This is a genomic window from Streptomyces sp. NPDC006283 (genome assembly GCF_040613325.1).
Classification (GTDB): Bacteria; Actinomycetota; Actinomycetes; order Streptomycetales; family Streptomycetaceae; genus Streptomyces.
Genome location: NZ_JBEXRZ010000181.1, coordinates 1 through 14,698, shown reverse-complemented (window position 1 = coordinate 14,698; position 14,698 = coordinate 1). Strand labels below are relative to the sequence as shown.

The 14,698-nt window shown below is 69.0% G+C and carries 13 protein-coding genes and 1 pseudogene; 6 read left to right on the top strand and 8 right to left on the bottom strand.

Going from position 1 to position 14,698, the window contains the following annotated elements:
- Positions 1-308 precede the first annotated feature (308 nt).
- From ABZ070_RS28110 to ABZ070_RS28095, 4 genes are all read left to right on the top strand, one after another.
- The gene (locus ABZ070_RS28110) at positions 309-2,069 is read left to right on the top strand and encodes a D-aminoacylase (protein WP_356638132.1); all 1,761 of its coding nucleotides are present in this window, start codon (positions 309-311) and stop codon (positions 2,067-2,069) included.
- Positions 2,066-3,520, top strand: coding sequence for an aldehyde dehydrogenase family protein (locus ABZ070_RS28105; RefSeq protein WP_356638129.1), 1,455 nt, complete (start codon positions 2,066-2,068; stop codon positions 3,518-3,520). Before ABZ070_RS28110 ends, ABZ070_RS28105 begins: the two co-directional genes overlap by 4 nt.
- A 261-nt stretch (positions 3,521-3,781) precedes the next feature.
- Entirely contained in the window at positions 3,782-5,338 is a 1,557-nt protein-coding gene (locus tag ABZ070_RS28100; protein ID WP_356638128.1) for an APC family permease, read from the top strand.
- 38 nt (positions 5,339-5,376) lie between these two features.
- Entirely contained in the window at positions 5,377-5,748 is a 372-nt protein-coding gene (locus tag ABZ070_RS28095) for a hypothetical protein (RefSeq protein WP_356638127.1), read from the top strand.
- Positions 5,749-5,838: 90 nt separating this feature from the next.
- Here the strand turns inward: ABZ070_RS28095 and ABZ070_RS28090 are convergent.
- Both ABZ070_RS28090 and ABZ070_RS28085 read right to left on the bottom strand, forming a co-directional pair.
- A pseudogene (locus ABZ070_RS28090) lies at positions 5,839-6,210 on the bottom strand (VOC family protein); the annotation flags it as partial.
- A gap of 86 nt (positions 6,211-6,296) precedes the next feature.
- Positions 6,297-7,853: a CehA/McbA family metallohydrolase gene (locus ABZ070_RS28085; protein ID WP_356638126.1), complete on the bottom strand. Its 1,557-nt coding sequence runs from the start codon at positions 7,851-7,853 to the stop codon at positions 6,297-6,299.
- Between the two features lie 158 nt (positions 7,854-8,011).
- Here ABZ070_RS28085 and ABZ070_RS28080 point away from each other — a divergent pair, with 158 nt between their 5' ends.
- On the top strand, positions 8,012-8,839 hold the full coding sequence (locus tag ABZ070_RS28080) for an LLM class F420-dependent oxidoreductase (protein WP_356638125.1): 828 nt from the start codon (positions 8,012-8,014) through the stop codon (positions 8,837-8,839).
- 13 nt (positions 8,840-8,852) lie between these two features.
- On the opposite strand, the gene ABZ070_RS28075 is transcribed toward ABZ070_RS28080, so the two are convergent.
- The 5 genes from ABZ070_RS28075 to ABZ070_RS28055 form a co-directional block, all read right to left on the bottom strand.
- The gene (locus ABZ070_RS28075; protein WP_356638124.1) at positions 8,853-9,275 is read right to left on the bottom strand and encodes a PIN domain-containing protein; all 423 of its coding nucleotides are present in this window, start codon (positions 9,273-9,275) and stop codon (positions 8,853-8,855) included.
- Entirely contained in the window at positions 9,272-9,499 is a 228-nt protein-coding gene (locus ABZ070_RS28070) for a type II toxin-antitoxin system VapB family antitoxin (RefSeq protein ID WP_356638131.1), read from the bottom strand. Before ABZ070_RS28070 ends, ABZ070_RS28075 begins: the two co-directional genes overlap by 4 nt.
- A gap of 88 nt (positions 9,500-9,587) precedes the next feature.
- Positions 9,588-10,541 carry a helix-turn-helix domain-containing protein gene (locus ABZ070_RS28065; RefSeq protein WP_356638123.1) on the bottom strand — a complete coding sequence of 318 codons (954 nt, stop codon included), beginning with the start codon at positions 10,539-10,541 and terminating at the stop codon, positions 9,588-9,590.
- Positions 10,542-10,873: 332 nt separating this feature from the next.
- Positions 10,874-11,071 carry a DUF397 domain-containing protein gene (locus tag ABZ070_RS28060; protein WP_356638122.1) on the bottom strand — a complete coding sequence of 66 codons (198 nt, stop codon included), beginning with the start codon at positions 11,069-11,071 and terminating at the stop codon, positions 10,874-10,876.
- Positions 11,068-11,934 carry a helix-turn-helix transcriptional regulator gene (locus ABZ070_RS28055; RefSeq protein WP_356638130.1) on the bottom strand — a complete coding sequence of 289 codons (867 nt, stop codon included), beginning with the start codon at positions 11,932-11,934 and terminating at the stop codon, positions 11,068-11,070. The genes ABZ070_RS28060 and ABZ070_RS28055 overlap by 4 nt, the downstream gene beginning before the upstream one ends.
- Positions 11,935-12,074: 140 nt before the next feature.
- Between ABZ070_RS28055 and ABZ070_RS28050 the strand changes: the two genes are divergently transcribed.
- Positions 12,075-12,512: an ATP-binding protein gene (locus ABZ070_RS28050; protein ID WP_356638121.1), complete on the top strand. Its 438-nt coding sequence runs from the start codon at positions 12,075-12,077 to the stop codon at positions 12,510-12,512.
- A 577-nt stretch (positions 12,513-13,089) separates the two neighbouring features.
- Here ABZ070_RS28050 and ABZ070_RS28045 read toward each other — a convergent pair.
- Positions 13,090-14,698: RHS repeat-associated core domain-containing protein (locus ABZ070_RS28045; protein WP_356638120.1), on the bottom strand; the 1,609-nt coding region annotated here is incomplete at its 5' end.

Here is a 14,698-nt window from a genome sequence, read left to right as displayed (position 1 = left end):
GTCCGCTGCTCAAGGCCAAGTTCGGCACCGTCCTGGTGATCGTGGACCAGCCCGCCTCCATCGGCGCCCTTCCCCTGACCGTGGCGGGGTGGGGAAACGCCCCGCGCAGCGGCCACGCCCGACCCGCAGCGCCCCGCTCCCGCCCCCACCCCCCCAGCACGGGCGCCGTCTTCCCGGACCGTCGCCCGTACCGGCCCGGCCGGAGGGAGCGCACCGCCGTCGCGGCCGACCGCGGTGCCCTCCGGCCGGGCCACGCCACCACGCCGCCGCACCAGCGCCCCAGAACCCCACCCGCAGAAGGGGACACCATGCTCGCCCACCTCATCCGCAACGCGACCGTCGTCGACGGCACCGGCGCCCCCGCCTACCGCGCCGACGTCGGCATCGGCGGCGAAGGCGACCATGGCCGCACCGGCCGCGTCGCCGTCATCGCCCCACCCGGCCAGGTGACAGAGCCCGCCCGCACCACCGAGGACGCCACCGGTCTCGTCCTCGCCCCCGGCTTCGTCGATCCGCACACCCACTACGACGCCCAGCTGTTCTGGGACCCGTACGCCACCCCGTCCCTGAACCACGGCGTGACCACCGTCGCCGGCGGCAACTGCGGCTTCACCCTCGCCCCGCTCAACCCGGCCCGTCCCGAGGACGCCGACTACACGCGCCGGATGATGTCCCGCGTCGAGGGCATGTCCCTCGTCGCGCTGGAGCAGGGCGCGCCCTGGAGCTGGCACACCTTCGGCGAGTACCTCGACGCCCTCGACGGCCGCATCGCCGTCAACGCGGGTTTCATGGTCGGCCACTGCGCCCTGCGCCGCCATGTGATGGGGCCGGACGCGGTCGGCGGCACGCCGACGGCCGCCCAACTCGACGCGATGATCGCTTTGGTGCACGACGCGATGGACGCCGGCGCCTGGGGGCTGTCCACCACCCAGTCCTCCACCCACTCCGACGGCGACGGCATGCCCGTCGCCTCCCGCCATGCCCGTCCCGACGAGCTCCTCGCACTCTCCAAGGCGGTGGGCGAGCACGAGGGCACCCAGCTCGAGGCGATCGTCGCGGGCTGCCTCGACCAGTTCGGGGACGAGGAGATCGACCTCCTCGTCGAGATGAGCGCCGCCGCGGGAAGGCCGCTCAACTGGAACGTGCTGACGATCGACGCCTCCGTGCCCGAACGCGTACCGCGCCAGCTGGTCCCGTCCGAGCGCGCCCGCAAGGCCGGTGGGCGGATCGTGGCGCTCACCATGCCGATCCTGACGCCGATGAACATGTCGCTGGGCACGTTCTGCGCGTTGAACCTCATCCCCGGCTGGGGCGAGATCCTGTCGCTGCCCGTCGCCGAACGCATCGCGAAGCTCCGCGATCCGGCGACGCGCGCCGAGATGCTGCGCCGTGCCGATTCCAAGGAGGCCGGTGTGTTCCGCCGGCTCGCGCACTTCGGCCGCTATGTCATCGGTGACACGTACACGCCCGAGAACGAGGGTCTGACCGGCCGGGTCGTCCGCGACATCGCCGCCGAACGCGGCCAGGACCCTTTCCAGTGCCTGGTGGAGATCTGTGCCAACGACGACCTGCGCACGGTCCTGTGGCCCATGCCCACCGACAACGATCCGGACTCCTGGGCCCTGCGTGCGGAGACCTGGCAGCACGAGGACGTGCTGCTCGGCGGCTCGGACGCCGGCGCGCACCTGGACCGGATGTGCGGCGCTCCCTACACGACCCGTTTCCTCGGCGACTGTCTCCGGGGCCGGAAACTCATGGGCCTGGAGCAGGCCGTGAAGATGCTGACCGACGATCCGGCGCAGCTCTTCGGCTTGCGGGGACGCGGCCGGATCGCCGTGGGCCACCACGCCGACCTGGTCCTTTTCGACCCGGAGCGGATCGACGCCGGCCCGGCGACTCTCGTGCACGACCTGCCGGGCGACAGCCCGCGACTGGACGCGAAGGCCATCGGCGTCGTGTCGGTGCGCGTCAACGGCGTGGAGACGATCCGGAACGACGAGGTGACCGGCGCCGTACCGGGCATCGTGCTCCGGTCGGGACGGGACACCAGGACGGTGTCGACCCGATGAGGGCGCAGCGGCTGTTCGTCGCGGGGGAGTGGGTCGAGCCGGACGACGGCCACTACGAGGTGATCGACCCGGCCACGGAGGAGGTCGTCCAGCTCGCCCCCGAGGCGAGCCGCGCCCAGGTCCGTGACGCCACTGCCGCCGCCCGTGCGGCCTTCCCCGCGTGGTCCCGTACGAAGCCGGAGGAGCGGGCCGCGATCCTGGACCGGGCGGCCTCCCTCATCCAGCGGGACAGCGACGCGCACACGGAGCTCGCCCGCGCCGAGAGCGGCGCGACGACGGCGACCGCTCGCGGGATGCAGGTCGCGGTCGGTGCGGCCCGCTTCCGCCGTTACGCCAAGGGCGCGCTGGAGCCGGTCGAACAGGCCGTGCCGCCGCAGATCAACGCCGCGGGCCCGATGGGCAGGTCGGGTGTCTTCGGCGCGATCGCCGTCCGCCGCCCGGTCGGCGTGGTCACCTGCATCACCTCGTACAACAATCCGTGGGCGAACCCGGCCGGCAAGGTCGCGCCCGCGCTGGCGATGGGGAACACGGTCGTCGTGAAGCCCGCGCCGCAGGACCCGCTGTCGGTCTACCGGATGGCGGCGGCGCTGGAGGAGGCCGGCGCACCGCCCGGCACGGTCAACGTGGTCACGGGTTCCGCGCCGGCCGTCGGCGAGGCGGCCGTCGACTCCCCGGACGTCGACATGGTCAGCTTCACCGGTTCCACGGCGGTCGGCCGGCGCATCGCCGAGGTGTGCGGCCGCGGGATGAAGCGTCAGCTGATGGAGCTCGGCGGCAAGGGCGCGGCGCTCGTCTTCGACGACGCGGACATCGAGGCGGCGATCCGCGGGATCGGCACGACGTTCTCCTTCTACAGCGGTCAGATCTGTACGGCGCCGACGCGGGTGATCGCGCAGCGCGGGGTGTACGACCGCCTCGTCGAGGGGCTCGCGCGGTACGCGGCACATCTGAAGGTCGGCGACCCGTCCGACCCGGCGACGGTTGTCGGACCGGTCATCTCCGCGGCACACCGCGACCGGGTGGAGTCGTACGTCGAGCTGGGCAGGAAGGAGGGCGCGCGTCTGGTGGTGGGCGGTGAGCGCCCCGCGTGCGACAGGGGCTTCTATGTCGCGCCGACCCTCTTCGCCGACTGCACCAACGACATGCGGGTGGTGCGGGAGGAGATCTTCGGCCCTGTCGTGGTCGTGGTCCCGTTCGACGACGAGGAGGAGGGCGTCGCCCTCGCCGACGACAGCGACTACGGCCTGATCGACTACGTCTGGTCCAGGGACGTGGCGCGGGCATTTCGGGTGGCGGGAGAGCTGCGGGCGGGCGGGGTCGGGGTGAACACCGTCGGCCGGAACATGGAGGCGCCGTTCGGAGGGTTCAAATGGAGCGGGGTGGGCCGGGACGTCGGCTCGTACGCGCTGCATGCGTACAGCGAGCTCCAGGCGGTGGTGTGGCCGGGCTGACGGCCGGCTGCGACCCTGGGGAATGTGGGCCCGCAAAAAGACGCGGGAAATTTTGAAATCCGGCAAATCGGGCGTGGCTGCGGTTCCCGCATCTCGGAAGAGTCGCGGCGTCGCCTCTCGATGCACCACTGGTAACGGCGATACGTCTTCCAATCATCGGTCGCATTGCCGTTCAGTCCTTGGAATCGAACGCGGAAGATCCCGAATGATGCGGACTTCGATCATCCGGATGTGGAAACCGCAGCACTTAACGTCCTGTTCATGAACGAGCTGGATGCGCGGCCACAGGCCGGAGACACGGTACGGAGCGCCCCCCGCGGGGGCGGCGTCCGCGCCAAGGGCCTGGGCGGCAACTCCGTCGGGCTGATGGGCAGCGCCGTCATCGGCATCTCCACCGTCGCCCCCGTCTACTGCCTGACCTCCACCCTCGGCTCCACCGCCGGCGAGGTCGGACTGCAGATGCCGGCCGTCTTCCTGGCCGGCTTCCTGCCGATGCTGCTGGTCGCCTTCGCCTACCGCGAGCTCAACCGCGTGATGCCCGACTGCGGCACCTCCTTCACCTGGACCGTGAAGGCCTTCGGCCCCCGCATCGGCTGGATGTGCGGCTGGGGCCTGGTCATCGCCACGATCATCGTGCTCTCGAACCTCGCGGGCGTGGCCACCTCGTACTTCTGGCTCCTCGCGGGCGAGATCACCGGCAGCGAATCCGTCGCCGCGCTGGACGACTCCAAACCCGTCCACATCCTGACCTGCCTCGTCCTCATCGCGATCGCCACCGCGATCAGCTATCGCGGCATGACGGCCACCAAGGACGTCCAGTACGCGCTCGTCGGCCTCCAACTGCTCGTGCTCGCCGTCTTCGTCGCCATGGCACTCGGCAAGGCGGACTCCTTCGCGACCTCCATGTCCTTCTCCTGGTCGTGGATGAACCCGTTCGCGGTCCAGTCCTTCGCGGCATTCACCGCCGGACTGTCCCTGTCGATCTTCATGTACTGGGGCTGGGACGCCTGCCTGACCGCCAACGAGGAGACCGTCGGCAGCACGAAGACGCCCGGGCGGGCCGCGCTGATCGCCATGGTCGTCCTCGTCGGCTCCTACCTGGCCACCGGCATCGCCGCGCAGATGGCCGTCGGCTCCGGCGACGTGGGCCTCGGCCTCGCCAACCCCGAGACCTCCGACAACGTGTTCGCCGCGCTCGCCGGCCCGGTCATGGGCCCCGTCCTCGGCATCCTGCTCTTCGTGGCGGTCCTCGCCTCGGCCGCGGCCAGCCTCCAGACCACGTTCATCCCGGTCGCCCGCACGGTCCTCGCGATGTCCTCGTACGAGGCGCTGCCCGCGTCGTACGCCCGCGTCCACCCGCGCTTCAAGACCCCCGGCCGCGCCACCGTGATCGCGGGCCTCGCCACCGGCGCGTTCTACACGGTCATGACGCTGGTCAGCGAGCATGTCCTCGTCGACACGATCTACGCGCTCGGCCTGATGATCTGCTTCTACTACGCGCTCACGGCCTTCGCCTGCGCCTGGTACTTCCGCAAGGAGCTCTTCCGCTCCACCCGCGACCTCGTCTTCAAGGGCGTCTTCCCGCTCCTCGGCGGCGCCCTGCTCGCGGCGGTCTTCGCCAAGACCCTCCACGACATGTGGAACCCGGCCTACGGCTCGGGCTCCTCCGTCCTCGGGATGGGCTCGGTGTTCGTCATCGGCGTCGGCCTGCTCCTGCTCGGAGTTGTCCTGATGCTCGTCATGCAGCGCCGCAGCCCGGCGTTCTTCCGGGGCGAGGTGCTGACGAAGGAGACGCCGTCGCTGGTCATGACGGACTGAGCAGCCGGCTGTCGGTGCCGGATCGTAAAGTCGCCTGCATGACGAAGCCGTTGATCCGGGCCAAGGAAGCCGGCGGGAAGTCGATCGACGACCCGTCGGAGGTGGCCGTCCACGACATGCTCGCCGACATGAATCTGTCGCACCCGTTCGTGATCGTCGAGCGGACCGACAGAGAACCGGTGGACCAGCACTTCATGCAGGTCTGGCTCAACGACGACTTCAGCTACCAGGTCGAGTACCGCGAGGGCGGTGACCAGCTGCACTTCGAGGCGCACGTGCCCTGCCAGGGGGACGTCATCGGTCCCGAGCCGGTCGCCAGGATCATCGGGGACTGGATGCGCGGCGGGGACGCGTGGCGCACGGCACTGCCGTGGACCCCGCTCTTCCCGATCGGCAAGGACGGCCGGTAGGGAGAGCGGTGTCCGGGGCCGGCGGCCGTTTCGGCGTCGTCGGGCCGGCCGCTCGGCAGCGCCGCGCCGGCGGCCGTTTCGACGTGGTCAGGCCGACCGCTCGGCAGCGCCGCGCTCGACGCAGAACTCATTGCCCTCCAGGTCCGCCAGCGTCACCCACCCCCGGCCGTCCGCGAGACGGTGGTCGCCCACCAGGCTCGCGCCGAGGGCCAGCAGCCGGTCCACCTCCTCGTCCCGCGTGCGGTCCGTCGGCACGATGTCCAGGTGGACGCGGTTCTTCACCGCCTTCGGCTCGGGGACGGTGACGAACAGCAGCGCCCCGCCCTTCGACTCGACGAGCGCTTCGGGGTCGCCGGGCGCGTCCTCGTCGGAGACCCGGGCGTCGAGCACCTCGGCCCAGAAGGTGGCCAGCCGGTAGGCGTCGGCGCAGTCGATGGTGATGTGGCGAACAAGTGATCCCATGCCCCGGAACCCTAGGGGCCCCGGGGGCGCCCCACATCTTCTTTTGCTCTCTCCTGGCCCCGACCGCTGGTTGCGGCCGTCGCCGGTCAACTGCCCCCGAGGAAAATCGGGTTGGTGAGCGCGGCCGGCGCCCCCGGCAGCGGCGGCAGCACGGCCGGGTGCCGCACCTCGGCCCGTACATAGCCGGCGTACTGCGCGGTCGTACGCCACTGGACCGTGCCCGCGCCGTCCGCCGGCAACGCCGCCGTGTGCAGCACGCCCTGGTCGGTGGCGAAGCGGACCGAGCAGCCCGGCGCGCCAGTGACCTCGAGCCGTACCGTCACCGGATCGTCGTCCGCCACGCGCAGCCGCTCACCGATGCCCGCGTGCCGCCCTCGCCCGCCGGTCGCGGAGAACGTCACCGAGACGTCCTTGGACTCGGCGATGTAGCTGCGCCCGGCCCTGATCCCTTCGAGGATCGCCTCGCGCGTCAGGTCATCGGCGAGCACGACGGTCTGCGGCGTGCCGATCGGGTCGGGATCACGGTGCGCGTCGCTGCTGCCCATGGCGGGTGTCCAGCGCTTCCCGCCGCGGGCTGCGACGGCGAGCGCGCTGTCCCAGTCGGCGAGCGAGACCTCGTCGTCGGGCGTGTACGGCCCGTTCCAGATCTCCACCGCATCGGCGTCCCCGAATCCGAACTTCCAGTTGCAGCCGATGCAGGTGGCGTGCGGATGCGCCGGTACGACAAGGCCGCCGGCGCGCCTGATCGCTCGGGCGTAGTGCCCGAAGCGGTTGTCGCGCGCCCGGTAGCGCCAGTCGACGAACGTCCCCGGGTCGGTGCCCACCGCCACCACGTGCCCGTTGCGGGTGGTGACCTCCTCCCCGACCAGGATCAGCAGGTCGTCGCCCGCCTGGTCGGCCCAGTGGGCGTGCGCGGAGTGGGTGTTGTGCTCGGACGAGTTGATGAAGTCGAGCCCGGCGGCCCGCGCGAGCGCGGCGATCTCGGCGGGGGTGCGCCTGCCGTCCGAGTGCCAGGAGTGGATGTGGCAGTCGCCCCGGTACCAGGCGCGGCCGCGCCCCTTGGCGCGTTCGGCGGGATGGACCGGCTTCCGGCGCTCGGGCGCGGGCCCGTACTCGAGCGTGACGGTGACCTCGTAGGGGAGGCCCTGCGGCGCGACGGTGTACGGCCCAAGGGCGATGTACCAGGTACCGGGGCGGATCGGGCCCGGGATGTACCCGGGAGTGGCGTCGTCCGCCCGGACGAAGAACTCGGACCGCGCCCCGCCCGACCACCCCCGGAAGCCTTCGCCGCCCAGCTCGGTGCCGCGCTCGTCGAACAGGCCGATGTCGAGGGCGTTGCCGGCCGTACCGGCGGGGACCGCAGGCTTCTCGTACGTGTACGAGACGCGGATCTCCCGCACGCCGCGTGGCACGTCGACCGGCAGATAGACGTAGTCGGGCGAGCCGGGCGGCAGTGTGCCGCGCACGACCTCGGTCTGCGTGCCGCCGTCGCGGGGCGTGCCGCTCCCGCGGGGCGCGGCGCTCGCGAAGCTCACGCTGCCCAAGGTAAGGGCGGCGGCCGCCCCCGTCACGATGAGCCCGCGCCGAGCCATAGCGTCTCCTGCGTGGCTGGTGTGTCCCGCGTGTTCTTCCTCGTTGCACATGCCGTCGGCTCCCCAGGGTGTCGAGAGGGACAGGAGTGATGCAGCTTGCAGTCGAACCCTGGTATTGAGCCGTTAACGTGCGGCCAAGGGAAGGGATTTGACGAACGACGCCGTCATGACCGGCGACGAACGACACCCCCACGGCATACGTTGGCCGTATGCGGATCTCGACCACCATCTTCCTGACCGACGAGACGATCAGCCCCGTGCGGCTGGCCCGGGAGCTGGAGCAGCGGGGCTTCGCCGGCCTGTACGTCCCGGAGCACACCCACATCCCGGTGGAGCGCACCACCGGCTACCCGGCGGGCGGCGAACTGCCGGGCGAGTACGGCCGCACCCTCGACCCGTTCGTGGCCCTCGCGCAGGCGGCGGCCGTGACGACGAGGCTGACTCTCGGCACGGGCATCACCCTGGTCGCCCAGCACGATCCGATCGACCTGGCGAAGCAGATCGCCACGCTGGACCATGTCTCCGGCCGTCGTTTCACGCTGGGCGTCGGCTTCGGCTGGAACAAGGAGGAGGCGGCGGACCACGGGGTCGAGTGGTCGACGCGCCGGGAGCTCGTGCTGGACCGGATGCGGCTGATGCGAGCCCTGTGGGCGCCGGAACCCACCGCGTACAAGGGCGAGTTCGGATCGGTCCGCCCGTCCTCTGCCTTCCCCAAGCCGGCCGGTGGATCACCTCGCACCCTGGTCGGCGGCGCGGCGGGCCCGAAGCTGTTCTCCCACATCACGGAGTACGCGGACGGCTGGCTCCCGATCGGCGGCCGGGGCCTCACGGAGACCGTGCCGCAGCTGCGCGCCGCGTGGGAGTCGGCGGGCCGCGACCCGAAGACCCTGCAGATCGTCCCGTACGCGGTCCGCCCGTCGACGGGCAAACTGGCGCACTACACGGAGCTGGGCGTGGAGGAGGTCGTGCTGCAACTCCCGCCGGGCGACGAGCCGGAGGTGCTGCGGGTGCTGGACGAGTACGCGCAGTACCTGTAGGAGGCGCCAGGAGTCAGGCGGAGTACGGATCCCGGACGTCCCTCACCTCGACCTCGTCGACGACGCGAGCGACAGCGGGGAAGTCATTGTCGCGGTGCAGCACGACCAGACCGTGGTGGACCGCCGTGGCGCACACCAGCAGGTCCAACGGGCCCGCACCACGATGCTGGCCCTTCTGCGTTAGCTTGTACTGTGCCGTGTCGACCCAGGACCATGAGCCCCCGGGGACCCGGACGGGCGAGAACATACTGTGGAGCCGTGCCTCGAGGTGATCCCGGTGGGCCGGGCTGGTCGCCGAGCGGAGGAACTCAGCCGTGGTGGGCTCGCAGATCAGCACGAGGCCGGACTCGACGAACGGTGCCCATGCTGCCCGCGCCTCCCGCACGCGCAGGAGTTCCCACACGGCCGACGTGTCGATGAGGAACCGGTGGTTCACTCGCCCCTCCAGGCACGCTTCCTGGCTTCGTACGCCTTGATGGCCTCGTCGAACTCGCCACGTTCCGCGCGTTCGGCGAGATCTTGCATGGCTTCCAGCCTCTTGAGGCGCTGGACGTAGTCCAGCAGGGCGCCGTTGATGGTGTCCTTCTTCGTCGTCGTCCCCATCAGCCGCATGGCCTCTGCCAGCACGTCGTCGTCGAGATTGACGTTCGTCATGCTCATCCGGACCTCCGCGTTGGTCATGTGGATGATTCGCCCACATCATGTACGTCCACCTCCATGGTACGGCGCTGCCGCAAGTGGCCGACAGTCATGACGCCACGAGAACGGAAGCCGTCGCGCAGTGCTTGCACAGCCCCGGCTCCGGCGCCCGGAACGCGAGATCGCACGCGTCGCAGGTCTGGAACGGGTCCGGGCGTGGAGGGGGTGGCGGTACGGCCGGGAGCGGTGGCGGCAGCAGCTCCGTCAGCCGGTGCCGCATCAGCGCCGCCGGGTGGTGCAGCTGCCCGGCGGGGAGCGCGGCGGTCAGCGTCCGCCGCACGGCGTCGGGCTCGATGCCGCGCTTCAGCCAGGCGTCGACGGCCGGCGCGAGCCGGGCGACGTCCTGCTGGGAGAGCAGCAGCCGGGGATCGTGACTGCGCAGGCCCGCGAGAAGCGCGGCGGGGACAGGGCTCGCGGGGGCGGGGGCGGCCGGTGCCGTGGGTGCGGGCTTCGGTGCGGTGAGCGCGGGCTTCGGTGCCACGGGATCGCGCGCGGGCGCGGGCATCGGTGCCACGGGCGCGGGTACGGCCACGGGCTTGGGCTCGGGCCGTGGTGGGGGCGGCGGCGCGGGCTCTGCCGTCGGCGGGGGTGGTGGCGGTGCCTCCGGCACGGGCCGGACCGTGGCCTCCCGTCGCACACGGTCGCGCAGCGCGGGCGGGTTGTTGAACGACTCCGTCGTCGTGATCAGCTGCCCGGAGGGCAGCCGCACCCGCGTACGCCGCAGATACCCGTGCTGTTCAAGCTCGTTGAGCGCGTCCGTGATGCGGTCCTCGCCCTCGGGGAACCGCTCGGCGAGCTTCTTGATCGAGATCCTGGTGCCCGCGCGGAGCGACTGGATGTGGACCGACAGCCCGATCGCCGTCAGCGACAGGCCGCTGTGCTGGGCGAGGTGATTGCCGATCACGACGAAGCGGTCGTTGTGCGGCAGGTTGATGTGCCGGATACCGACCGCGGGAACGGGCGGCGACGCGCACACGGGCGCGTTAAGCTGCGCTACAGCCATGGGGAAGGCCTATCTCTTCCTCGTTGGTGAGGCCCTCGATCGGGATGCCAGTCCCGGCCGGGGGCCGCCGCATTTCTGCGGTTGCTGTGGCTGAGCTTGCACGGCGTAGCGGCATATGCGCCAGTTGAGTTGGGGTGGATCACCCGTCCGAGTGAGCGGAGGGTGAGGTGGGGTGGGGTTGGTTCTTTCCCTGGTTCTTAAAGCCTTTTGAAACGGGCGCTTCGAGGACCAGGGGAACCGGGACCGGGGAACCCCCGATCCGGCTGTACCAGGACAAATCGCCCTCGTGTGGGCGCGTGTACTCGCGCGGACGGGCGGACCATCCGAAGGTGTTAGCGGACGGACGCGCCGCGCGTGAACGTGATGAAGTCGGCCCAGGCGGAAGCGGGAACTGCGAGCCGAGGGCCGGCCAAGTACTTGGAGTCGCGAACGTGGACAGTGCCACAGCCGTCAGCGACCTCCACGCACTCTCCGCCCCCACCACTGCTGTGGCTGGACTTGAACCAGCGGAACTGCTGCCCGGTGTTCATCGCTCTCCCAGCATCTTCTCGATCAGGGCCAGGGACTCGCCAGGCCGAAGCGCCTGCGATTGGATGATCCCATAGCGCACGGAAAGCACTTGGACCTCCTCCCGTGCGGTGATCAGCCTCGGATACGTGTGCGTCTCCAGGTAGGCAACCTGTTGTTCCCCCTTCGGAGTCACCAACGTGAACGGCCCGTCAAGGCTCGGCTGTTCCTCGCGGTTGAGCGGCATCACCTGCAGTTGCACCGTCCGTAGACGACCCATGTCCAACAGCCTGCGCAACTGCTCGCGGTGTACCTGTTGGCCGCCGATCGGCCTGAGCAGCACACTCTCGTCGATGATGAAGCCGAAGGCCGGTGACGGCCACTGGTCGAAGATCTGTTGCCGTGCCAGCCGATCGGCGACCCGCTTCTCGATCGTGGTCTCATCCAGCAACGGCCTCCACTGCGTGAAGACCGCCCGGGCGTACGCCTCTGTCTGGAGCAGTCCGGGCACGGACTGGTTGTTGTAGACGCAGAGCTGGACAGCTTCGGCCTCCAACTTGGCGTAGCTCCGGTACCACTCCGGATGCCGAGTCCGGGCCTTCGCCTGTGCCTCCCGAACATCCCGCACCGCCGCCCTGAGCACACCCCGCACGTCCAGCAACTCATCGGCGCGCTCGAGGAAGTCCGGTTGAGGCGTCCGGACGCCGCGCTCCATAGCGGAGATCAGGGCTTCACCACAGTGCGTCGCCGCACCCAGCTCCTTCTGGCTCAGCCCGGTGGCCTCGCGCAGCACCTTGATCTGCTTGCCGAGCGCACGGAACAGATGCGTGGTCCCGTCCACCTCGGCCGGCCGCTCCGGCCGCTCGTCGTGTTCTGCGTCAGCCATGCCCCGACCTGCCTCTCGCCTCACCGCCCGCACGGTCACGCCCGACGACCCGCACACCACGGCACGCGTACTCGGACAACTACGCTCCGTCAACCGGCAACCCCTGGTCAGGGTAGGCAGAGCCGGACACGCTCGGTGACGTGAATACGGAAACGACCACCTGCAAGGCTGAGTTCGTCCAGCGCTTCACCGCCACCCGCCTCGCCCGCCGCCTGGCGGTCCAGCAATTCGACGCGTGGGACTACGTGTACGGCACGCACGTGTCCGACACGGCGGCGCACATCGTCGCGGAACTGGCGGCGAACGCGGTGACCCGCGGCCGTGTATCGGGCCGGGACTTCGAGCTGCGCCTGCTGCTGTCGACCTCAGGCGCCCTGCGTATCGAGGTCTCCGACACCCGCACCGAACGCCTCCCGTTGCTCGTGCCCGAGCCGGCGACCCCGGACGCCGAGTCGGGCCGCGGCCTGCTCCTGGTGGACGCGCTGGCGGACGACTGGGGCGTCACACCACGCCCCGTCGGCAAGACGGTCTGGGCAACTGTTTCCGCCCGCGCCATTGCTCATTTCGGGCTTCGTTGATCGTCGTCGAGCGAGGCCTCAGAGAGCTATCCGCAGCCTTCTCGACGGGAGAGCGCTGCAATCCTTCGATTGCCGAGCCAAGTGTCCGCTTAGTTCCTTCGGCCTTCATTCAAGATGAAAATTCATCTCCGGACCTGCTTGCGTTGGCCCAGTCGGCGTGGCCGATCCGCCCGGAGATGCTGTAATGATTGAGTTGATTGCAGCGACAGCGAGGAGCCGTTTCACGAGTTCAACTTCGACTCGCGTTCCATGGAAGCCAGTGCTGCGGACAGAATCTGATGCGCTCTTTGCTTCGGATAGCGAGATGTCAAAGGCATCCCGGAATGCTTTCAGCACTCTACCGGGGCTTGGGTTGTCGTCCTTGAGTGACAGCAGATATTCGCCATGCTCTGCGATTAGCGCCGTTCGGATGCTCTCGGGTGCAGCTCCCCAATCTCCATCGTGCAAGATTGTCCCGCAACTGTCGCATGAGTATTCGCTCTCCCAGCGAAGCCGGTTCGCTCGAATGAGTTGCACCACCCATTGATCGCACTCTTTTGTGCAAGTACTGCATCGCCCTGCAACGCGAGATGCTTGCTCAGTCACCTTCAGCCCCACTTGTCCATCCACGCATCCTCAAGTAGCGGTCCACTGTTCCATAGAATTGATGATATGTGCCTGACCGGTCTCGAGGGTGATGATCGGTTATACCTCGATCCCACCATCGGTGATGCAACTCTTCGTGAATTAGCGTCCTCCTCAATTCGAGCCTACTTTCGAACGGCTTGTATCCTATTTGCGTCCCTTCGCCTATCTTGGCTATGCCAGTATTAACCCATGGGCTGTATTCCGGCACGTAGGAGAAATTCAAATCTGGAAAATCTTCCCGCATCATGATTTCGATAGCCCTGTTTCGCGCTCGGGCTGTCGACCCGGTCACGTGGCTCAAATCATTCGTCCAGAAATTCCCCTCTCCCCTGTTCTCGATGCCTTCGTTTGCCACAGAGCAGGGCGCCAGGCCGAGAGGGTCGGCGCCTGTCAATGGATTCTGAACGTAATTTGTAGGAGTGGGGGATGGTGGCAGGCCTAGCGGATCGACTGTAAGGTAACGACCGGTCTCTGGATCGTAATGTCGAAAGTGGTTGTAGTGGAAACCGGTCTCCGGGTCAAAGTATTGCCCCGGAAAGCGCAGTGGTGTATACGTGGTGCTGCTTGAGGTCCATGTGGTGGTGCCCCAAAGAGTACTCCGAGTCTGCCAAGACAGTACGCAGGCTTCATCAATGAGCTCAGTTGGACGACCGACCAGGTCGGTAACTATGGAGAAGAAGCGTTCATCGATGAGGTCCTGAGTAACGTATGACGCGAGGATGCGTTCCGCTTGCACAAGGGGACGCAAGCCGTCGTGATCCCACGTGAGCACGACCACGGAGGAAGAGGGGCCGCTCGCAACTGCCTGCTCACTGAGCGTGGTGCCATCCCATGTCAGAGTGACGCGCTCCAGGACGGTGAGGCCGTCGTTGGTCAGACGCTTCTTGGCCGTGCGTCGCCCCAATGCGTCGTATTTGTATCGCCAGACGGTTCCGTCGGGGGTAGTGACGGAGCGCATGCGGTCTTCGGCGTCCCACTCGTAGCGCCAGGTGTCCGGCTTGCGGGAGAGGCGGGTTTTCTGGCGGAGGGTGATGCGGCCCAGCGCGTCGTGTTCGTAGCGGATGCTGCCCGCGCGGGTGATGGTGGTGCCGGTGTACTCGCGGGTGCCGACGGCCTCTTGACCGGGGTGGCTCGCGGGCCATGACGCCTCGGTCTGGTTGCCGGCCTCGTCGTACGCGTAGCGCTCGGTCCAGCCTGCCGCGTGGACGGCGGTGACGCGTCCGGCCGGGTCGAGGTCGAAGGTGCGGGTGCCCGTCAGCTGGTCGGTGAGGGCGATCAGGTTGCCGTCGGCCCGGTAACTGTAGTCGCGGCGCTGGATGCTGCGATCTGCGGCAGTGACGTGCTGGCTGGTGAGGCGGCCGAGTGGGTCGTACTCGTTCGTGAAGGAGACGGTGTCGCCGATGTGGCGGGCGATCTCCTGGCCGGCCGCGTCGTGCTCGAAGGAGATGGTGCGGCCCGACGTGGTGAGGGAGGTGCGCCGACCTGCGGCGTCGTAGGTCCAGGAACTGACGGCGCCGGTGGGTGTGGTGCGTCCGGTGCGGCGGCCGAGGGCGTCGTAT